At 64.4% G+C, this 20,886-nt stretch carries 17 protein-coding genes and 1 pseudogene; 15 read left to right on the forward strand and 3 right to left on the reverse strand.

The genetic code is table 11. From position 1 onward, the window contains the following. Window positions 1-67 precede the first annotated feature (67 nt). Complete coding sequence (locus QQS53_RS05430) at window positions 68-412, forward strand: HesB/IscA family protein (RefSeq protein ID WP_472774883.1); 345 nt, start codon at window positions 68-70, stop codon at window positions 410-412. A 135-nt stretch (window positions 413-547) separates the two neighbouring features. Here the strand turns inward: QQS53_RS05430 and asnB are convergent, their stop codons facing one another. Beyond that, on the reverse strand, window positions 548-2,470 hold the full coding sequence (asnB, locus tag QQS53_RS05435; protein WP_472774884.1) for an asparagine synthase (glutamine-hydrolyzing): 1,923 nt from the start codon (window positions 2,468-2,470) through the stop codon (window positions 548-550). A gap of 434 nt (window positions 2,471-2,904) precedes the next feature. Here asnB and ctaC point away from each other — a divergent pair, with 434 nt between their 5' ends. The 12 genes from ctaC to QQS53_RS05495 all read left to right on the forward strand — a co-directional run bounded on the left by ctaC (window position 2,905) and on the right by QQS53_RS05495 (window position 16,417). Next, window positions 2,905-3,999 carry an aa3-type cytochrome oxidase subunit II gene (gene ctaC, locus QQS53_RS05440; protein ID WP_472774885.1) on the forward strand — a complete coding sequence of 365 codons (1,095 nt, stop codon included), beginning with the start codon at window positions 2,905-2,907 and terminating at the stop codon, window positions 3,997-3,999. A gap of 14 nt (window positions 4,000-4,013) precedes the next feature. After that, entirely contained in the window at window positions 4,014-4,445 is a 432-nt protein-coding gene (gene ctaF, locus QQS53_RS05445; protein WP_070769620.1) for an aa3-type cytochrome oxidase subunit IV, read from the forward strand. Between the two features lie 568 nt (window positions 4,446-5,013). Then, a complete protein-coding gene (gene ctaE / locus QQS53_RS05450) occupies window positions 5,014-5,625 on the forward strand; it encodes an aa3-type cytochrome oxidase subunit III (RefSeq protein ID WP_448232861.1) in 612 nt (203 codons plus the stop codon). Window positions 5,626-5,693: 68 nt separating this feature from the next. Continuing rightward, a complete protein-coding gene (gene qcrC, locus QQS53_RS05455) occupies window positions 5,694-6,593 on the forward strand; it encodes a cytochrome bc1 complex diheme cytochrome c subunit (RefSeq protein WP_070769622.1) in 900 nt (299 codons plus the stop codon). Beyond that, a complete protein-coding gene (qcrA, locus tag QQS53_RS05460) occupies window positions 6,590-7,810 on the forward strand; it encodes a cytochrome bc1 complex Rieske iron-sulfur subunit (RefSeq protein ID WP_472774886.1) in 1,221 nt (406 codons plus the stop codon). The genes qcrC and qcrA overlap by 4 nt, the downstream gene beginning before the upstream one ends. Beyond that, window positions 7,810-9,432, forward strand: coding sequence for a cytochrome bc1 complex cytochrome b subunit (gene qcrB, locus QQS53_RS05465; RefSeq protein WP_472774887.1), 1,623 nt, complete (start codon window positions 7,810-7,812; stop codon window positions 9,430-9,432). Before qcrA ends, qcrB begins: the two co-directional genes overlap by 1 nt. 919 nt (window positions 9,433-10,351) lie before the next feature. Next, entirely contained in the window at window positions 10,352-10,969 is a 618-nt protein-coding gene (locus tag QQS53_RS05470; protein ID WP_472774888.1) for a C40 family peptidase, read from the forward strand. A gap of 219 nt (window positions 10,970-11,188) precedes the next feature. Further along, window positions 11,189-12,286, forward strand: a complete 1,098-nt coding sequence (locus QQS53_RS05475; protein WP_472774889.1) for a C40 family peptidase — start codon at window positions 11,189-11,191, stop codon at window positions 12,284-12,286. A 32-nt stretch (window positions 12,287-12,318) separates the two neighbouring features. Further along, the gene (locus QQS53_RS05480) at window positions 12,319-13,452 is read left to right on the forward strand and encodes a glycosyltransferase family 4 protein (protein ID WP_472774890.1); all 1,134 of its coding nucleotides are present in this window, start codon (window positions 12,319-12,321) and stop codon (window positions 13,450-13,452) included. Window positions 13,453-13,478: 26 nt separating this feature from the next. Continuing rightward, complete coding sequence (locus tag QQS53_RS05485) at window positions 13,479-14,462, forward strand: ROK family protein (RefSeq protein WP_472774891.1); 984 nt, start codon at window positions 13,479-13,481, stop codon at window positions 14,460-14,462. Between the two features lie 3 nt (window positions 14,463-14,465). Further along, window positions 14,466-15,221, forward strand: coding sequence for a lysophospholipid acyltransferase family protein (locus tag QQS53_RS05490; protein ID WP_472774892.1), 756 nt, complete (start codon window positions 14,466-14,468; stop codon window positions 15,219-15,221). Window positions 15,222-15,226: 5 nt separating this feature from the next. Then, window positions 15,227-16,417 (forward strand): acyltransferase family protein, encoded by a 1,191-nt coding sequence (locus QQS53_RS05495; protein WP_472774893.1) that lies wholly within the window; start codon window positions 15,227-15,229, stop codon window positions 16,415-16,417. 200 nt (window positions 16,418-16,617) lie between these two features. Here QQS53_RS05495 and QQS53_RS05500 read toward each other — a convergent pair. Beyond that, window positions 16,618-17,508 (reverse strand): annotated as a pseudogene (locus QQS53_RS05500) (glycosyltransferase 87 family protein); the annotation flags it as partial. 56 nt (window positions 17,509-17,564) lie between these two features. Between QQS53_RS05500 and QQS53_RS05505 the strand changes: the two are divergent. Then, window positions 17,565-18,074, forward strand: coding sequence for a polyadenylate-specific 3'-exoribonuclease AS (locus tag QQS53_RS05505; RefSeq protein ID WP_472774894.1), 510 nt, complete (start codon window positions 17,565-17,567; stop codon window positions 18,072-18,074). A gap of 43 nt (window positions 18,075-18,117) precedes the next feature. Beyond that, window positions 18,118-19,521: a class II 3-deoxy-7-phosphoheptulonate synthase gene (locus tag QQS53_RS05510; protein WP_472774895.1), complete on the forward strand. Its 1,404-nt coding sequence runs from the start codon at window positions 18,118-18,120 to the stop codon at window positions 19,519-19,521. Here the strand turns inward: QQS53_RS05510 and QQS53_RS05515 are convergent. After that, window positions 19,518-20,864: a protein kinase domain-containing protein gene (locus QQS53_RS05515; protein ID WP_472774896.1), complete on the reverse strand. Its 1,347-nt coding sequence runs from the start codon at window positions 20,862-20,864 to the stop codon at window positions 19,518-19,520. The genes QQS53_RS05510 and QQS53_RS05515 overlap by 4 nt on opposite strands. Window positions 20,865-20,886 lie beyond the last annotated feature (22 nt).

Below are 20,886 nucleotides of genomic sequence, written 5' to 3' on the forward strand. Positions count from 1 at the left end.
AGTAGGGTGGTGGAGAGCACTAAGATACGACGCACAGTCGAACAATCAAGTCGAACAAGGAGTATTTATGACCGCCCCAGCATCTGCTACTGGCGTCATCCTGACCGAGGCCGCCGCCGCCAAGGCGAAGGCCCTGCTCGATCAGGAGGGCCGCGACGATTTGTCCCTGCGTATTGCTGTCCAGCCGGGCGGCTGCGCCGGCCTGCGCTACCAGCTGTACTTCGATGACCGCACCCTGGACGGCGACAAGGTCGACCAGGTCGGCGGCGTGAAACTCGTCGTGGACAAGATGTCCGTGCCGTACCTGACCGGCGCCAAGATCGACTTCGCCGACACCATCGAGCAGCAGGGTTTCACCATCGACAACCCGAATGCCGGCGGTTCCTGCGCCTGCGGTGATTCCTTCAACTAAATAGCCGTCGGCGGCGAGCACACCTGTTCGCCGCAACGCATACAAAGCTTTGGGCTCGGCCCTCCTGCAACGGGAGGGGCCGAGCCCAAAGCTTTAGCTATCTTCAGCCATCTTCAGTGGCGAACCTGGCAGGCGTTAGAGCTTGACCGGGTAGTCGCGCTGCTCGATCTGCGGATCGATGCGGTCTTCGACGAAGATGCCGTGCCAGATCATAAAGGACAGGACCGTCCACAGGCGGCGGGAGTGGTCGCTGACGCCGTCGCGGTGCTCCTTGAGCATCTCCAGGACGGCCTCCTTGTTGAAGATGTCCTCGGTCTGCGAGGCGTTGATCTGGTCCTGGGCCCAGCCGTAGAGCTCGTCGCCGGCCAGCCAGTGGCGCATGGGCACCGGGAAGCCCAGCTTCTTGCGGTGCAGCACGTGCGGCGGAACGATCTGCTCCAGCGCCTTGCGGAGCGCGTACTTGGTGGTCCCGTGGGAAATCTTCAGGTCGTGCGGGATGGTCTCGGCAACCTTGAAGACCTCCTTGTCCAGGAAGGGCACGCGCAGCTCCAGGGAGTTGGCCATGTTCATCTTGTCCGCCTTGACCAGGATGTCGCCGCGCATCCAGGTAAACAGGTCCAGGTGCTGCATGCGGGCGACTGGATCAAAGTCTTGGGACTGGGCGTAGATCGGGGCGGTGACCTCGCGGTGGTCCCACTCGCGGCGGGCCCACGGCAGGACGCGCTGGAGCTGCTCGAAGTTGAAGGAACGGGCGTTGCCGTAGTACCGCTCCTCCATGGTCATCGAGCCACGGTTGAGCAGCGACTTGCCCTTCATGCCCTCCGGCAGAATGCGGGAGAGCTGGCCCAGCCCGCGACGCAGGGGAGAGGGGATCTTCTCAAACGGCGCCAGGGAGAGCGGTTCCTTATATATTGTGTAGCCGCCGAAGAGCTCGTCGGCGCCCTCACCGGACAGCACCACCTTGACGTGCTTGCGGGCCTCCTGGGCCACGAAGTACAGCGGGACCAGCGAAGGATCCGCGACCGGGTTGTCCAGGTACCACATGATCTTCGGCACGGCGTCGGCGTACTCCTCCGGGGAGACGATCTTGACGATGTGTTCGACGCCGATGGCCGCGGCGGATTCCGCGGCGACGTCGACCTCGGAGTAGCCCTCGCGCTCAAAACCGGTGGTAAAGGTCAGTAGGTTTTCGTTGTGGCGCTTGGCCAGCGCGGCGATGGCCGTGGAGTCAATGCCGCCGGAGAGGAAGGAGCCGACCGTCACGTCCGCGCGCATATGCTTCTCGACGGAGTCCTCCAGGGCGCGCGCGATGCGGTCGAAGAGCTGCTGCTCCTGGCCCTGAGCGACCTTCTGGACCGGGAAGGTCGGGCGGAAGTAGCGGTCGGCGACGACCTCGCCGCCGGGCTTCAGGGTCACGGTGCAGCCGGATTCGACGCGGCGGATGTTGGCGTGCAGGGACTCCGGCTCCGGCACGTACTGCAGGTCCACGTAGTGCTCGATGGCGCGCTTGTCAAGGCTCAAATCTAGACCGATGGTCTCGGCCATAGCCAGGATGGACTTCATCTCGGAGGCGAAGACCGTGCCGGCGGAGGTGGTGGCGTAGTAGAGCGGCTTGATGCCGAACTGGTCGCGGGCGGCGAACATCGTCTTGGTCTGAGTGTCCCAGATGACGATGCCGAACATGCCGCGCAGGTGGTTGACCACGTCCGCGCCCCAGTGGTGGTAGCCGACGACGATGGGCTCGCCGTCGCCTTCCGTATTAAAGGTGTAGCCGGCGGCCTGTAGCTCCTCGCGCAGCTCCAGGTAGTTGTAGATTTCGCCGTTGAAGGTCAGGGCGTAGCGGTCCGGGGCATCGGCCGGGCCCCAGCGCAGCGGCTGGTGGGAGTGCTCCAGGTCGATGATGGACAGGCGGTTGAAGCCGAAGACGGCGTCGTCGTCGTGCCAGGTTCCGGCCGCGTCCGGACCACGGTGGCGCATACAGGGCAGTCCGTCCTCAACGGCCTGGACGTAGTCCGTGGCGTTGTGATTCGCGGCTAGCAAACTCAAAAGTCCGCACATACGGGTCTCGCTCCTTGCTAAGAAAGTTTCTGAACAACTTGGCATTTTACGGGGCGCGGGGCGTAGATAGCTATTGGCGCTCCGAGGGCGGGGCTGCGGACTGGCTGTGGGCGACCTGTGGACGGCGGCCGGCTGCCGCCGCGGGGTGGGCCAGCGGCGTAGCTTCCACCTTTAGGGGCGAACTTTCGGATGATAGCCAGCCCAAGTGCCTGTGAATTGGGTAACAGGGAAGAAATCGCAGTTAAAGGGCATAATCCACGGCAGAGGCCGATGACCATGTAACATAATCGGCCGTTACGGTCGCGGGCAAAGGAATGCGCGCGACTATTCTTGGGATTCGGCTAAGAAATGCGAGCTGGATCCACTATCCTAAACAGATAGGAATGCTCTGAGAGCGTTTAAGAAGTTTGTGTGGACAGAAAGGCAGAACACACGTGGGACAGCGTAATAAGCGCAACCTGGCCCGGAAGGCTGGTCTAGCGGGCGCACTGGCACTTGGTGGCAGTGCTCTCGCAGCCTGTGATGTGCAGGCTCCCGAGGCCGTAAACAAGGTCCTGGGATTCGGCTGGCCGCGGGGCATTACCCCGGAGGCAGAAGCGATGTACAACTTCTGGATCTGGGTCTGGGTTGCTGCATGGACTATCGGTATCATCATGTGGGGCCTGTTCTTGGTGGCCATCTTCCGGTGGAGCGCCAAGCGGGCTAAGAAGCAGGGCAAGGGCGAGTTCCCGAAGCAGCTGCAGTACAACGTCCCGCTGGAGCTGGTGCTGACGGTTATCCCGATCATCATCATTACGGCCCTGTTCTTCTTCACGGTTCAGACCCAGCAGAAGGTCACCGCCCTGGACAAGGACCCGAAGGTGACCGTGGACGTGACCGCTTACCAGTGGAACTGGAAGTTCGGCTACGCCGCCGTCGACGGTTCGCTGGCTGGCGGCCAGGACTACGACGGCACCGATGAGGAGAGCAACCGTCTGGCGGAAGAATCCGCCATCGACCCGGAGGGCACCGAGAACGCTAACCCGATTCACGGCAAGTCCAAGGGTGACATCTCCTACCTGAACTTCAACGACATCGAGACCGTCGGTACCACCGAAGAGGTTCCGGTTCTGGTCCTGCCGACCAACACCGCGATTGAGTTCCGCCTGGCTTCCGGCGACGTTTCGCACGGTTTCTGGATTCCGGAGTTCCTGTTCAAGCGCGACGTGTACGCACACCCGGAGAACAACCAGCAGGAGCGCGCTTTCCAGGTGGAAAGCATCGACAAGGAAGGCGCCTTCGTCGGCCGTTGTGCTGAGATGTGCGGTACCTACCACGCGATGATGAACTTCGAGCTGCGTGCCGTTTCCCCGGAGAAGTTCGAGGAGTACATGCAGTACCGCATCGACAACCCGGACGCTCCGAACTCTGAGGCCCTGGCGCACATCGGTGAAGCTCCGTATGCCACCTCGACCCAGCCGTTCAACTCGCAGCGCGACACCCATCATGGCGACAACTACGTTGACGCCAACGACAAGGCACAGGCATAAGGAGATATTGAACCATGCGTGTAGGTGCAAAAGTCTTTTACGGGATCTTCACATACCTGTTGATCTCCGAAATCGTCTACATCTTCGCCGTCAACTTCGTTAAGGACGACGGCTACCGCCACGGCCCCGAGTGGGCAGGTATGGTCGCCATGGCACTTGCGGCCCTGCTGGCCCTGATGCTCGCGGTCTACATCCAGTTCACCGACGCCCGTTCTGACGTCCTCCCGGAGGACTGGGAAGAGGCGGAGACCGAGGATTCCGCCGGCATCCTGGGCTTCTTCTCCCCGGGTTCCATCTGGCCGTTCATGATGACTATGGCCATCGCGGTCCTGGGTCTGGGCATCATCTTCATGTACTACTGGATGATTGTCCTGGGCGCTATCATGCTGGTGTGGGCTACCGCCAAGCTCTCGCTGCAGTACGGCCTGCCGAAGGAAAAGCACTAGCTTTACACTGCGCGCCGTAGGCGCCCCGCAGCTTCTTAGACGACATGGCCCCGGGTCTCCCTGAGTGGGAGGCTCGGGGCCTTCGTCGTATCTTGTTCCAGAAAGTTCCCGCGAATTCCAGAAAATTTTGCTCGCGTGGGAAATGCCTGGGTTTTGCTGGCGATGCCGGGGGAGCGCCCGCCGGCTTCCGCCCGGCCGTCGGTGCTAAAAGCCCTCGTTATAGCGATTTTCGTCTGGGGGTAATACGAAAGTTGCAAGCCTGCGGTTTTGCCGGCCGCGGAACGTGAATTATCTCTCATTCGATTTTCGGCGGAAATGGTTGCAACCCGACGCGGTCTCGTTCTCGCGGAAATTCGGCGCGGTGAGGTGTTGTCGACTGTTAGCCTTTAGGGTGCGTTGACCTGCGCGAATGGCGGTGTTGGGGAGAGGGTTTAGCGGCGAAGTTAACGTTGCTCAATGAAAGTTGCGGTCGTTCCTGTGTTTTTGCTGACTGCGCGCGGAAAAATTAATAGCGAAAGCGGGGGGGAACTAGATGAATTCGGGTCGAGAAACGGCCATACTAATAGGCGTGACGAGCGCAGTTTCTAATCAAGGTATGGCAGCACCACGTGTTGCCGCGCTGAACCGACCCAATATGGTCAGCGTGGGCACCATCGTGTTCCTGTCGCAGGAGTTAATGTTCTTCGCCGGACTGTTCGCGATGTGGTTCACATCCCGAGCTAACGGTCAGGAAGGCGATTGGGCGGAACACACCGCCCACATCAACGTGCCTATGGGCTTCCTTATTACGGGCGTCCTGGTGCTTTCCTCCGTGACCTCGCAGTTCGGCGTCTTCGCCGCAGAAAGGGGTGACGTATTCAAGCTTCGGCTCTGGTACTCGGTGACCATCCTCCTGGGCGTTTTGTTCCTGGGCATTATGGCCTTCGAGTGGTACGAGCTGATTCACCACGGTGTTACCGTCCAGGCGAGCGTGTTCGGATCGGTCTTCTACATTCTGACCGGCTTCCACGCGGCCCACGTGACCGGTGGCCTTTTGAGCTTCGTGGTGATTTTGCTTCGCATTGCCAAGTCCAAGTTCACGCCGGCGCAGGCAACCGCTGCCATGGCGGTGTCTTACTACTGGCACTTTGTGGACGTCGTGTGGATCGGCGTTTTCGTCGTTATCTACCTCGTCCAGTAGGCCGTAGATAGCCGAGCCATCTCGGTCTACAGCCATTCATTTCCGGACACCAGTAACACAAAAGGAAAATGATGGATACCAATCCCAACAACAACGCTTCGCCGGTGGGTGAGACCACCGCGGCGGCCGCGGCGAAAAAGACCCGCCGCCGGCGCAAGATGAAGCGCACCCTCGCGGGCGCTTTCGCGCTGACCGTCGGTCTGACGGGTGCGGGCGTTTTGGCTACCGCCCTGACGCCGGACGCTCAGGTCGCCACCGCCCAGAAGGATGACCAAGCCCTCATCCAGGAAGGCAAGGACATCTACGATGTCGCTTGTATTACCTGCCACGGCGCCAACCTGCAGGGCGTCGACAAGCGTGGCCCGTCGCTCATCGGCGTCGGCGCCGGCTCGGTCTACTTCCAGGTTCACTCCGGTCGTATGCCGATGATGTCTAACGACGCCCAAGCGGAGCGCAAGACCCCGCGCTACACCGAGCAGCAGACCTTGGCCCTGGCGGCCTACGTCGCAGCCAACGGTGGGGGACCGGACATCGTCTACAACGATGACGGCACCATCGCTATGGAATCCCTGCGCGGCGCCAACTACAACGGCCAGATTCAGGCCGAGGACGTCGCCAAGGGCTCGGAACTGTTCCGCATGAACTGCGCCTCCTGCCACAACTTCACCGGCCAGGGCGGCGCACTGTCCTCCGGTAAGTACGCACCGGCCCTGGATCCCGCCAACGAGCAGGAGATCTACCAGGCCATGCTGACCGGCCCGCAGAACATGCCGAAGTTCTCCGATCGCCAGCTGACCGCTGACGAGAAGAAGGACATCATCGCCTACATCAAGTCTGCTAACGAGACCCCGTCTCCGGCAGGCTGGGACCTGGGCGGTCTCGGCCCGGTCTCTGAAGGCCTGGCAATGTGGATTATCGGCATCACCGCGCTGTGCGCGGCCGCTATGTGGATGGGATCGCGCTCATGAGCAACGTAAATCACAACTACACCGACGCTCAACTGAAGGGCATGAGCAACGACGAGCTCGCCGCCCTCGGTACTGAGCTGGACGACGTCACCGTCGCCTTCCGTAAGGAGCGCTTCCCGGTCGAGGGAGACCCGGCAGAGAAGCGCGCAGCCACCGGCATTGGTATCTGGCTGACGATTTCCATCATCTCGGCCATCGCCTTCTTGGGCGTCTACCTCTTCTGGCCGTGGCAGTTCAAGACCCTGGGTGAAGACGGCCTGATTTGGCACACGCTCTACACCCCGCTGCTGGGTTTGTTCTCCGGTCTGGCAATCATCTGCCTGGGCGTCGCTATTATTCAGTACGTCAAGAAGATCATTCCGGAAGAGATTTCGGTCCAGCGTCGCCACGACGGCCCGTCCGACGAGGTCGACCGGCGCACCCTGACCGCCCTGCTGAACGACTCGTGGAAGACCTCCACCCTGGGTCGCCGCAAGACCCTGATGGGTCTGCTCGGCGGCGCCGGCGTCCTGTTCGGCCTGTCGGTCATCGCCCCGCTGGGCGGCGCTATCAAGAACCCGTGGAAGGTTCGCCACGAGATGAACTACATGGGTGACGGCACCCTGTGGACCTCCGGCTGGACCCTGCACGAAAAGGGCGTCAAGCTCTACCTCGCTCGCGACACCAGCACCATCGCTGAGATGCACGAGGGCGAGTCCGGCAACCACTACACCACGAAGGGTCTGGCGCGCCTGGTGCGCGTCCGCCCGGAGGACTTGGCTGCCGGCGGTATGGAGACCGTGTTCCCGTTGGCAGAATCCGACGTTAACGACGGCGACCTGTACGATCCGGACAAGGACGTCTACGAAAACCACATGCACTCGATCCACGGCAACCGTAACGCGGTCATGCTGATTCGCCTGCGCCACGCAGACGCTCAGCGCGCCGTCGAGCGCAAGGGTCAGGAAGACTTCCACCACGGTGACTACTACGCCTACTCCAAGATTTGTACTCACATCGGTTGCCCGACCTCGCTGTACGAGGCTCAGACCAACCGAATCCTGTGCCCGTGCCACCAGTCGCAGTTCGACGCGCTGGAGTACGGCAAGCCGGTCTTCGGCCCGGCCGCCCGTGCTCTGCCGCAGCTGCCGATCACCGTGGACGAAGACGGCTACCTCGTCGCGCAGGGTAACTTCATTGAGCCTGTCGGCCCGGCATTCTGGGAGCGTAAGTCATAATGAGCAATAAACTCGCTGAAATCGGTAACAACATTGATTCGCGGTACACTGCCTCCGGCATGATCCGCACTCAGATCAACAAGGTCTTCCCGACCCACTGGTCCTTCATGCTGGGCGAGATGGCGCTGTACAGCTTCATCATCCTGCTGCTGACCGGTATCTACCTGGCGCTGTTCTTCGACCCGTCGATCAGCAAGGTCATCTACGACGGCGCCTACACCCCGCTCAACGGCGTGGAGATGTCGCGTGCTTACGCGACCGCCCTGGACCTTTCCTTCGAGGTGCGCGGCGGCCTCTTCGTCCGCCAGATGCACCACTGGGCAGCCCTGATGTTCATGATGTCCATGGTCGCGCACATGCTGCGTATCTTCTTCACCGGTGCGTTCCGCCGCCCGCGTGAGGCCAACTGGATCATTGGCTGCGCGCTGATTCTGCTGGGCATGGTCGAGGGCTTCCTCGGCTACTCCCTGCCGGACGACCTGCTCTCCGGCGTTGGTCTGCGCATTATGTCCGCCATCATCCTGGGCCTGCCGATCATCGGTACCTGGCTGCACTGGGCCATCTTTGACGGCGACTTCCCGTCCGACCTGATGCTGGATCGCTTCTACATCCTGCACGTGCTGGTCATCCCGGGCATCATCCTGGGCCTGATCGCTGCCCACCTCATCCTGGTCTGGTACCAGAAGCACACCCAGTTCCCGGGGCCGGGCCGCGCCGAGAACAACGTCGTTGGCGTCCGCATTATGCCGGTCTTCGCCACCAAGGCCATTGGTATGGGCCTGATGGTTGCCGGCGTTTTGGCTCTGATGTCTGGTCTGTTGACCATTAACGCCATCTGGAACCTGGGGCCGTACAACCCGTCGCAGGTCTCCGCTGGTTCCCAGCCGGATATCTACATGCTGTGGACTGACGGTGTCGCTCGTATTATGCCGGCCTGGGAGCTCTACCTGGGTAGCTACACCATCCCGAGCGCCTTCTGGGTTGCATTGCTCTGTGGCCTGATGGTTGTCCTGCTGTTCGCCTACCCGTTCATCGAGAAGAAGATGACCGGCGACGACGCCCACCACAACCTGCTGCAGCGTCCGCGCGACGTTCCGGTTCGCTCCGGCATCGGCGCCATGGCCATCACTTTCTTCCTGCTGGTGACCATGTCCGGTGGTAACGACCACGTTGCACACTTCTTCCAGATCTCGCTGAACGCCATGACCTGGCTGGGTCGTATTGGCCTGCTGGTCCTGCCGCCGCTGGCTTACATCATCACCTACAAGATTTGTGTGGGCCTGCAGCGCTCCGACCGTGAGGTCCTGGAGCACGGCATCGAGACCGGTGTCATCAAGCAGCTGCCGAACGGTGCCTTCATCGAGGTGCACCAGCCGCTGGGTCCGGTCGACGAGCACGGCCACGCGGTCCCGCTCAAGTACGCCGGTGCCAAGGTTCCGAAGCAGCTCAACGAGCTGGGCCTGGCCGACGCCGAGACCCAGGGTGTCTTTTCCTCCGACGACGAGGGTGTGGTCAAGAGCGTGAACCAGCACCATGCTGACAACGCCGCCGAGGAAGCGGAGATGTTCCGCCGCCTCAACGAGGCCAACCGTCGCGAAGACGAGGAAAACGGCCGCTACTAAGACCCCGGCCATCCTTTAACTAGCGCTCACAAAGCCCGCCGCTCCCACCCGGGAGTCTGGCGGGTTTTGTTTTGCCCACTGCCTGCCGATGCCTCCTGGGCCCGCTCGTGCCCCACCGCCAGGGGAGGGGAGGCCACCAGGCCCCTTGGGGCGCGTGCGGAGTGCCCAGTGGCCGTAGAACGGCCCCATGGTTGCGGCTCGACCAACCGTGCCGGCCGGCTGCATTCTATTCCTCTATATCGATAGGTATGTAGAGGAAAGGCTCCATCTAAATCTGTTTCCATGTACTGGTGCGCGTGTTAACGATGGGGCAGGGTATAAGGCTTCAGCGGAGCTGCGTGGGGCCCTGAGGGGGCTCTTCTCGAGGCCCATCGGGGTCCAAAGCACGCCCCTAATGGGGCCCAAAAACCGCGGAATTTAGACCCCAAATAGCGAGTGTGAGGAAGCTAACAATACGGATGTGGCTTGATGGCGTTCATCGGGTGGGGTGGAGCCTGCTTAAGGGCTCTCAGGGTGTCCCGTTTTGGTTGTTGCCGCAGGTCATGGTAATCTCGTTCGGGTCGCTTGGCGGCGTGGGGTGCGCGCCAAGGCCGGCGAATCTGAGAGCGTCTCAGTCCGATAAACGGGGTATAACGAAACGGTTACAACGCGACACACTTCGGTCAATTAGACAGAATTCGTGATTGTTTCGTAACCTATTCGAGACACAGCGTTGCTCACCGAGCAGCCAGTCCCGAACTAAAGATTTTTTAAAGCGCCGTATCTGGCCGCTCCCACGAAGAGGGTTGTGGCCGAACGGAGGCCGGCAGTGAAGTTGCTGCCGGCCGACGAACGTTAGGCCCGTCCCCTGGGCCAGAGCCTTACTGAGATAGACAGAATCCCGGCAAGGTAGGCGCCAAACAAGATTTGGAGTTTTTTCGTGGCTAAGCACCGTCGTCAGACCGCAACCATGACCCGCCGTATCGCGACCACCGCCGTAGTGGCAGCATCCGCTACCGTCGCCGTCCCGGGCGTTGCGAACGCTACCGAGGTAGTTATCCCGAACACCAACTACTCTTTCGAAGTCCAGGGCCTGGATCAGGTCCCGAACATCGAGAAGGTTCCGAACATCCAGACCTACGTCCCGTCCCTGGGCGAGGCACAGAACGTTAACTACAACGCCACCGCACAGGTCGCTCCGGCGCCGGCTAAGTCCGAGGGCCAGAAGGTCGTCGACGCGGCTCGCTCCGTCATCGGCGCTCCGTACGGCTGGGGCGCTGCCGGCCCGAGCTCCTTCGACTGCTCCGGCCTGACCTCCTGGGCCTACGGCCAGGTGGGCAAGGCCATCCCGCGTACCTCCCAGGCGCAGGCCGCCCAGGGCACCCCGGTCTCCCTGGACCAGCTGCAGCCGGGTGACATCGTTGCCTACTACGGTGGCGCTTCCCACGTCGGTATCTACACCGGCAACGGCACCATCATCGACGCCCTGAATTCCGGCACCCCGGTCCAGGAGCGTCCGCTGGACTACATGCCGATCCACTCGGCCGTCCGCTTCTAGGACTTACCGCAGCCGCTCTTAAGGCTGGCCCCGATCCCCGCGCGGGTCGGGGTTTTTCTCTTTTGTCACACCCGTTGCATCTTTGCCACTTTCCCGCCTTAAGGTGGGAAAACAACTTCGCGCCTGACTGGTAAACCCCGGCGGGATGCTCTATAGTTTTTTAAGTTAGTTCACTCCTTTTTTGACACTGAAGAATTTGACACTGAAGAAAGAGTCATCGTGCTTGAATATTCTGCGCGGCGCACCCGTTCCATGCGCCGCATCTCCGGCGGCTGGTTGGCTGCCACCACGGCCGTTGTGATGGGTGCAGCGGTCTTGAGTCCCGCGGCGGTGGCGCAGGAAGCCGACGGCGCGGACCAGCCCGCCGTCACGCCGGCCGGTGACGACGTTGACTCCCTGCTGGCCGAGATGGGCGAGGTGGCCCAGAAGGTCTCCGCCAAGAGCGAAGAGGTCAAAGAGGCCGAGGACAAGCTCGCCGCGGCAGAAGAAGACACCAACAGCTCCGCCGAGCACGCCCACCGCGCCCAGGTAGAGGCAGCTGCTGCCGATGCCGCCGTCAACCACCAGCGCGGCAACGTCAACGGCATTGCCAAGTCGCGCTACCGGGGCGTCAACATGGACCGCCTGACCGCCACCCTGGCCAGCGGGGACCCGCAGGCGGCCGTGGAGCGCCTCGGCTACCTGGGCGCGATTTCCCGCGACGCCCAGCGCGACCTCGAGACCATGTCGACTAACGCGGACGCCGCCAAGTCCAAGCGCGACGCCGCCGACGCCGCCGTCAAGGAGGCCGAGCGCAAGACCCGCGAGCTGCAGGAGCAGAAGGACCGCCTCGTGCGGGAGCAGGAGGAGCTGGAGAAGCAGAAGGCCGCCATCGAGGAGCGCGTCGACGCCCTGTCCGGCGAGGACCGCGCCCGCTGGGAGGCCCAGTTCGGTGGCTCGTCGCTGTCGCCGGAGGACATCGCCGGCCTGTCCGGCAAGGGCGGGGACGCCGTGGCGGCCGCCCTGTCGAAGATCGGCAGCCCGTACGGCTGGGGCGCCGCCGGCCCCAGCGAGTTCGACTGCTCCGGCCTGATGTTCTGGGCCTACCAGCAAAAGGGCGTGAGCATCCCGCGTACCTCCCAGGCGCAGATCGCCGGCGGCACCAGCGTGAGCATCAACGACCTGCAGCCGGGCGATATCGTCGGCTACTACCCGGGCGTTACCCACGTCGGCATGTACATCGGTGACGGCCAGGTCGTCCACGCCTCGACCTACGGCGTGCCGGTCCAGGTCGTGCCGGTCGACTCTATGCCCATCCAGGGCGCTTCCCGTTACTAAACGCGCGCGGGCTATAGGTACAGTTGGTGCCTATGGCCCGCGTTTTGCTTGTTACCAACGATTTCCCGCCCACCATCGGCGGGATCCAGTCCTACCTGCGGGATTTCCTCGGCACCCTGCCGCCGGACCAGGTCATGGTCTTCGCCTCGACCCAAAACGCCGACGATGCCGCCTCCTACGACCGCGACCTGCCCTACCGGGTGGTCCGCTGGCCCCGCCAGGTCATGCTGCCCACGCCGGCGACGGCCCGCGCCATGCAGGAGATCATCCGCCGCGAGGGTATCGACACGGTCTGGTTCGGCGCCGCCGCCCCGCTGGGGTTGCTCGGCAAGGCCGCCCGCGACGCCGGCGCCACCCGCGTCATCGTGACCACCCACGGGCACGAGGTCGGCTGGTCGATGCTCCCCGGCGCCCGTCAGGCCCTCCGCCTCATCGGCGCCTCCGCCACCGCGGCGACCTATATCTCCGGCTACACCCTGCGCCGCCTGCGCCCGGCCTTTGGCTCCCAGCTGGACTGGGTGCACCTGCCGTCGGCGGTCAACACGGACGATTTCCACCCCGCCGACGCCGCTTTGGCCGCCGCCGCCCGCCGCCGCTACGGCCTGCGCGCGGACGGCCCCGTCGTCGTCTGCATCTCCCGCCTAGTCCCGCGCAAGGGTCAGGACCAGCTCATCCGCGCCTTCGGCCGGCTCAAAGACCAGTATCCCGACGCCCAGCTGCTCATCGTCGGCCGCGGACGCTACCGCGCCAGCCTCGAGGCGCTGGCCGGCATGTACTTCCCAGACACGCACTTCGCCGAGGCCGCCGACACCGCCGACCTCAACGCCGCTTTGGCCGCCGCCGACATCTTCGCCATGCCGGCGCGCACCCGCGGAGGCGGGCTCGACGTGGAGGGGTTGGGCATCGTCTACCTCGAGGCCCAAGCCGCAGGCGTGCCCGTCATCGCGGGCGATTCCGGCGGCGCGCCGGAGACGGTCACGCAAGACACGGGCATCGTCGTGCGCGGGGCAAGCGTGGAGGAGCTCACCGACGCCTTAGATACTTTGTTGTCGAATCCGCAGCGCCGGCAGGAGATGGGCCGGGCCGGGCGCGCGTACGTGCAGCAGGAATGGACGTGGGAGGTCATGGGCGCGCGTCTGCGCCGTCTGCTTCGATGTGACCGCTAAGGGGGAGGGGGTATATCCTAGACTGCATGTCGAAAGCCTTTCCCGCCCCCTCGTCTGCAGAGGCGGAGTCCTCGCAGCCGTTGACTATCGGCATGGATATTGGGGGCACCAACCTGCGCGCCGGCGTGATTACGCCCGCCGGACAGCTCATCGATAACGTTAGCGTCCCCACCCCCAACACCGCCGACGGGCTCGAGGACGCGCTTGTCGATGCCGTCCGCCGCCTCCAGGACACCTACCCCATCCAGGCCGTGGGCCTGGCCGTGGCCGGGTTCATCGACCCGGACTGCGAGGTGGTCCGCTTCGCGCCGCACCTGCCGTGGCGTAACGCCCCGGTGCGCCGGCGGGTAGAAGAGCGGCTGGGCCTGCCGGTGCGCCTCGAACACGACGCGAACTCTGCGGCGTGGGGCGAGTGGCGCTTCGGGGCCGGCCAGCACGCCCGCGACTGGGTCTTTTTCTCCGTGGGCACCGGGATCGGCGCGACGTTGATGACGCAGGAGACCATCTACCGCGGCGCCTTTGGCACCGCCCCGGAGTTCGGCCACCTCGTGGTCGTGCCGGGCGGGCGTCAGTGCTCGTGCGGCAAGCGCGGCTGCCTGGAGCGCTACGCCTCGGGCACCGCGCTGACCGACACTGCCAACGAGCTGCGCCCGGACTATGCCACCACCTTGCCGGCCGATCCCTCGGGCGAGGAGATTGCCGCCGCCGCCCGCGCGGGCGACGCGCTGGGCATTGCCGTCATGGAGGATCTGGGCAGCTGGCTCGGCCAGGGCCTGTCGATCGTGGCGGACGTCCTCGACCCGGAGCTCATCGTGCTGGGTGGGGGAGTCAGCAAGGACGCCGACCTCTACCTGGAGACGGCACGCGAGTTCATGGCCCGCGACATCGTCGGCGCGGGGCACCGCCCGGTGGCCGAGGTCGTTACCGCCAGCCTGGGATCTGCAGCAGGTATGATCGGGGTGGCAGATTTGGCACTGCGCCAGGCGGACATGGTTCACGAGGAAAGTTAGACGATGCACAATAAATGGTATTGGGCCTTTAAGAACATTTTCTTCGGCCCGGCGCTGCGCCTATGGAACCGGCCGTGGTCGCGCGGCATGGACAACATCCCGGCCAACGGGCCCGCCATCCTGGCGTCCACGCACCAGGCCGTGATGGATTCCTTCTACTTTCCGCTGCTGTGCCCGCGCCAGATTATCTTTCTCGCCAAAGCGGAATACTTCACCTCGCCCGGGCTGGTCGGCCGCGTGCAGAAGTGGTTCTTCAGCTCGGTGGGGCAGGTTCCCATAGAGCGCAACGCCGAGTCCGCCAGCGAGGGCATGCTGATTTCCGCCAAGCGCATCCTGGGCAACGGGGACCTGTTCGGCATCTACCCGGAGGGCACGCGCTCCCCGGACGGCCGCGTCTACAAGGGGCGCACCGGCATGGCGCGGGTGGCCATGGCCACCGGCGAGCCGGTCATCCCCATCGGCATGATCGGCAGCCGTGACGCTAACCCCATCGGCACGTGGATCCCGCGGCCTAAGCGCGTCGGCATGGTGGTGGGCGAGCCCATCGACCCCATCGCCTGGGCCCGCGACAACGGGCTGGACCCCGAGTCCCACGAGGCCGCACGCGCCTTCACCGACTTCATCATGCACCGCCTGGCGGACATGGTGGACCAGCCCTACGTGGACGTCTACGCCTCCGAGGTCAAGGAGTCCCTGGCCGCCGGGAACGGCTACCCCGAGGGCGCGGAACCGTCGTCGCCGCAGTCGGGGGTGGCATAGAAGTTTTGCCTTCTCCCGCCGCCTCCCAAAGGCTGGCCTGGCCCGATGTTGCGAAGGGGCTCTCGATCATCGGGGTGGTGGTGCTGCATATCTCCATCACCGTCCCGGATGCCCACTTAACCTGGCTCTTTGCCGCCAACACCTGGCTGGACCCGCTGCGCATGCCGCTGTTTTTCTTGGTCAGCGGCTACTTTTCGAAAAAGATTTTCCACTACAGCCTGTGGGAACTCTTCAGCCGCCGCCTGTGGTTTTTCATCGTGCCCTATTGCATCTGGGTCCCCGTCGAGCTGTGGACCAACAGCGTCCACTACTCAATCGTCTTCGGCGACGAGCCGCGCACCTTCACTGACTACGCGCTGTCCCTGCTGCTAGGCCACAACATGGGCTGGTTCCTGCACGCGCTGGTGTTGTTCAACCTCTACCTGTGGGCGGTCCGCCGCCTGCCGCGCTGGGCCGCGATTTTCGGCTCGCTGGCCCCCGTGCTCTTTCTGGGCTGGCACGAGGAGGTCTACTTCGTGGGCAAGGCGCTGATGTACCTGCCCGTCTTCGTCATCGGCGCGTTTTGCCGCCAGTGGATCACGGATTTCGCCGAGCTCATCGATGCCCCCTTGCGCCACGCCTTCACCGCCCGCGTTCGCCCGCCCAAGTACGCGGTGCTCAAGGCCATCGCGCCCGTGCTCGGCAGCGCCGGCGGTTTTGTGGCCGGCTACAGCCTGGTGCGCTGGTGGAACGGTATCAAGGACTCGGACATCGTGGTGGACTGGTACCTGCCGGGTGCGGACTGGCTCGGCGGCGCGGAGCTCTGGTCCCTGGTGCGCCTGGGGCAGCACCTGCTGATGTTCCCGGCCGCCATCGCGGGCGCGGTGTTGCTGTCGTATGTGCCGGGTGTATCCCACCTGCTGCGGTTTATCGGCCGGCACACGTTGCCGGTCTACCTGGGCCACCCCATCGCGCTGACCCTGGGCTTCGGGCTGCTGACCGCCTACCACCCCGTTGAGGTCATGATCGACGGCGCGTGGCCGTGGGAGAACACCTGGTTCTGGATCCTCTACTGCTTGGTTATCTCCGCCGTCGGGACGCTGGCGCTGTGGGCCTTGAGCAAGGTCCCCGTGCTGGGCTGGTCGATGAAACCGCCGCAGATATACCGCGGGGCCACCAGCGCGCACAGCACGATAACCCAGGTCAACCAGAAGTAGTCGTTGCCGGGCACGGCCTGCCACAGGCTCCACTCCAGCTCCTGGTTCTGGGTGTTGGGCACCAGCCAGTGCCCGCGGGCGAAAAGCGCCAGCCACAGCAGCGCGGGCAGCCAGTAGCTGCGGGGGACAAGCGCGGTGACGTAGGCCGCCAGCAGCACCAGCCACACGTAGTGGTGGGACCAGGACACCGGCGAGGCCAGCAGCGACAGCTGCGCAGTGATGAGGATCATCGGGACCACGCCGCCAGCGCGGACGCGGTAGACGGCCACCACGCAGGCGGCGATGACGACCGCCACGCCGGCAAGCCACCAGTCACCGGCCCCGATGCGTTCGAGGAAGCCGCGCAGGGACTGGTTGGACGAATACGCCAAGCCGCCGATACGCTCCGAGTCCCGCAGCGTCTGCAGCCAGTAGTCCCGCGAGCTGTCCGGGGCGGCGATAAAGCCCACCCCGACCCAGCCGGCCACCGCCACCGCGGTGGTCGCCAGCGCGCGCCACTCCCGCCGGGCGAAGTAGACCAGCACGAAGACCGCGGGGGTCAGCTTGATGCTAATCGCCAGGCCCAGCAGCACGCCGCGCAGGCGGCGGGGCAGGACCAGAAAGTCCAGCAGCACGATGAGCGTGAGCAAGATGTTGACCTGGCCGAAGCTGAAAGTCTCGGTGATGGGCTCCGCCAACGTGGCCGGCAGCATGCACCACGCGGCCCACGTCGCCGCCGCGTCCTTCTTGAGCGGCCGCAGTACCAGCCAGAGGCACGCCCACAGTCCGGCCCACGATGCCACCGTCCAGACCGCCGAGACCACCGGCAGGCTCGCCACGCTGAGGGACGAAAAGAGCACCGCCGCCAGCGGCGGGTAGGTAAAAGGCAGGATTATCCCGCCGGTGACCTCGTAATCCTGCGCGTAGAGGTGTTTGCCCTCCAACCAGGCCTGGCCGCCTTCACGGTAGACGTCGAGATCGATGTGGTAGTACGGCCTTAAGGTGCCTTCGGTAAGCAACAAGGGGGTATCGATAAGCCAGAAGATGCTTACCACAAAGGACACGAGGAGCGGAATCCAGGCGGGAATGCGCCGTATAGTTGAAGCGAGCACGGCAGTATTCTACCCCGCGCGAGGACCTGTCTAGCCAAGAGCTAGAATTAGTACTCGTGCGATACTTCTACGACACCGAATTCATTGAGGACGGCCGGACAATAGAGCTGGTCTCCATCGGTATTGTCGCGGAAGACGGACGCGAATACTACGCGGTGTCGACGGAGTTCGACCCGCAGCTTGCCAATTCCTGGGTGCGTGAAAACGTGCTCGATAAACTGCCCTCGCCCCACGATGCCGTGTGGAAGCCCGTCCACACCATCCGGGAGGAAGTCTACGGGTTTTTATGCAACGCGAAAACGCCGCCCGAACTGTGGGCGTGGGTCGGCGCCTACGACCACGTGGTGCTCGCGCAGCTGTGGGGCGACATGGCCGGGCTGCCCAAGCGGCTGCCGCGGTACACGCGAGAACTCAAGCAGTACTGGGAGTTTGCCGGCCGCCCGAAGCTGCCGGCCGTGCCGGCGGGCAACCACGACGCCTTAGTGGATGCGCGCCACAACTTGGCCAAGTTCAACATCTGCCAGAAGGCGCTGCCACTGACCAAGGGTAATCGGATTACTAAGTAAACCGTAACTATCATCCGACCGATGAACGTGGTTAAATCGGGGTGTGAGTTGGACAATTGATATCCCGAATGAAGCCCTGCCCGATCTACCCCCGTTGCCGGATGGCATCGAGGAGAAGTTTCGGGACGTCGTAGACCGCCCTGCCAAGCAGCAGCCGTCCTGGGACCAGGCCCAGGCGGACAACGTGCGCAAGATCTTGGAGTCGGTCCCACCCATCGTCGTGCCGCCGGAGATTGAATCCCTGAAGCGCAAGCTCGCGGCCGTCGCCACTGGCAAGGCCTTTTTGCTCCAGGGCGGCGACTGCGCCGAGACTTTCGAATCCAACACCGAGCCGCACATCCGCGGCAACATCAAGACCCTCCTGCAGATGGCCGTCGTGCTGACCTATGGTGCCTCGACGCCGGTCGTCAAGCTGGCGCGCATCGCCGGCCAGTACGCCAAGCCGCGCTCCGCGGACCGCGACGGTAACGGGCTGCTGAACTACCGCGGCGACATCGTCAACGGCGTGGAGCCGACCGAGGAAGCCCGCCGCCACGACCCGGCCCGCATGGTTCGTGCCTACGCCAACTCTTCGGCGGCGATGAACCTGGTGCGGTCGCTGACCTCGTCGGGCACTGCGGACCTGTACTCGCTGCACGAGTGGAACCGCGAGTTCGTCTCCAACTCCCGCGCCGGCGCCCGCTACGAGGCCCTGGCCAACGAGATCGAGGCCGGACTGAATTTCATGAGCGCCTGCGGCGTCAACGACGACACCCTGCGCTCGGCCGACATCTACTGCTCGCACGAGGCCCTGCTCAAGGACTACGAGCGCGGCATGCTGCGCCTGGGCCAGGACGACCGCGGCCACACCAAACTCTACGACCTGTCCGCCCACCAGGTGTGGGTCGGCGAGCGCACCCGCGGGCTGGAGGACTTCCACGTCAACTTCGCGGCGCTAATCGGTAACCCGGTCGGTATCAAGCTGGGGCCGGGGATCACGCCGGAGGAGGCCGTGGAATACGCGGAGAAGCTCGACCCGCTGCGCGAGCCGGGACACCTGACCATGATCGCCCGCATGGGCCACGACAAGGTGCGCACCGTGCTGCCGCCGGTCATCAAGGCCGTCGAGGAGTCCGGTCACAAGGTCGTCTGGCAGTCCGACCCGATGCACGGCAACACCTTCACCGCGTCGAACGGCTACAAGACTCGCCACTTCGACAAGATCCTGGACGAGGTGCAGGGCTTCTTCGAGGTGCACCGCGAGCTGGGCACCCACCCGGGCGGCATCCACCTGGAGTTCACCGGCGAGGACGTCACCGAGTGCCTGGGCGGCGCCGAGGACATCACCGACGTCGATCTGCCGGGCCGCTACGAGTCCGCCGTGGACCCGCGCCTGAACACGCAGCAGTCGCTGGAGCTATCCTTCCTGGTGGCGGAGATGCTGCGGAACCAGGGGCGGCATCGCTAGTAGGTGCGCCAGAAAATCGGGGTGCCGGCGTAGTAGCCGGACCCGAACCACCAGGCCGCCAGCGCGACGCCGCCGGCAAGCACAGCAGCGACGATAAGAAACAGCGTCAACGGAACCCACGAGCGGTTGGTCAGCAGCCGTTCGGTGGGTTCTTTTTCGGCCGTGCGGGCCATCGGGGCGGCCTGGGGGCGCTGGAGCGGCGCGGGGGCGGGTTGTGCTGGTTGTGGCGGTTGGGGCGCGGGCAGCGGCTGCGGGGCGACCTGGGGCTGGTCCAGCCGGGTCTCGAAGCTGAGCGGCTCGCGGCGGTAGTGCTCGGTCGGTGCCTCAGCCGCGGGGTCGCTAACGATGCGCGTTTCCGCCTCCGCGTCCAGGTCCCCGGGGTCTTCGGGCGGCTCGGAGTTTTCGAAGACCCCGGTGGCGGCGAAGACCGCCGTGCCGGACATGTCCGTGGGCTGGGCCGCGGTGCGGGCGGCGGCGGAATCCTGGGGGACGGGCACGGTGTAGGTTTGCAGGCCCAGCTCCTGGGAGACATCGTCAAGCGCGGCGAGGAATTCGCCGGCGTCGGCGAAACGGCCCTGCGGATCGCGGGCGGTGGCGGAGGCGACGAGGGCATCGAAAAGCGGGGGAATGCCGGCGATGCGCTCGCTCGGCGCCACCACATCCTCCTGGAGGCGGGCCAGGGCATGCGCCAGGGCGGTCTCGCCCTGGAAGGGGACGGTGCCGGTGAGCAGCTCGAACAGGACGATGCCTGCCGAGTAGACGTCCGTCGCTGGGGTGATCGGGGAGCCGTCGACCTGCTCGGGGGCCAGGTAGGAAACCGTGCCGACGATCTTGTCGGAGGTCGCCTGCTGCGCGCTGGTGGAGCGGACCAGGCCGAAGTCGCCGAGCATCACCCGGTGATCCGAGTTTATCAGGACGTTGTCCGGCTTGATGTCGCGGTGGATGAGGCCCTTGTTGTGGACGGCGTTCAGGCCCGCGAGCACGGCGCGCATGACGCCGGCGGCCGCGTAGGGCGGCAGGGGGCCGCGCTCGGCGAGCAGCTCGCGCAGCGTGCCGCCGGTGATGAGCTCCATGATGAGGAACATCGGGTCGCCGTCGGCGGAGAAGTCGTACACGCCGACCAGGTTCGGGTGGGCGAGCTGGGCCATCGCCTTGGCTTCGCGCTCGAAGCGGCGGGTAAAGACCGGGTCGTCCACGAATTCCGCGTGCATGACCTTGGCGGCGACGGCGCGGCCCAGGCGCAGGTCCACGCAGCGGTAGACCGTGGACATGCCACCGCGGGCGATGGGGCGGTCCACCCGGTACCGGTTCTCCAGCACGTCACCAATTTCTAACCGACTCATGGATTCCAGTATGGCCGAAATC

The organism is Corynebacterium sp. 2571A (genome assembly GCF_055700935.1).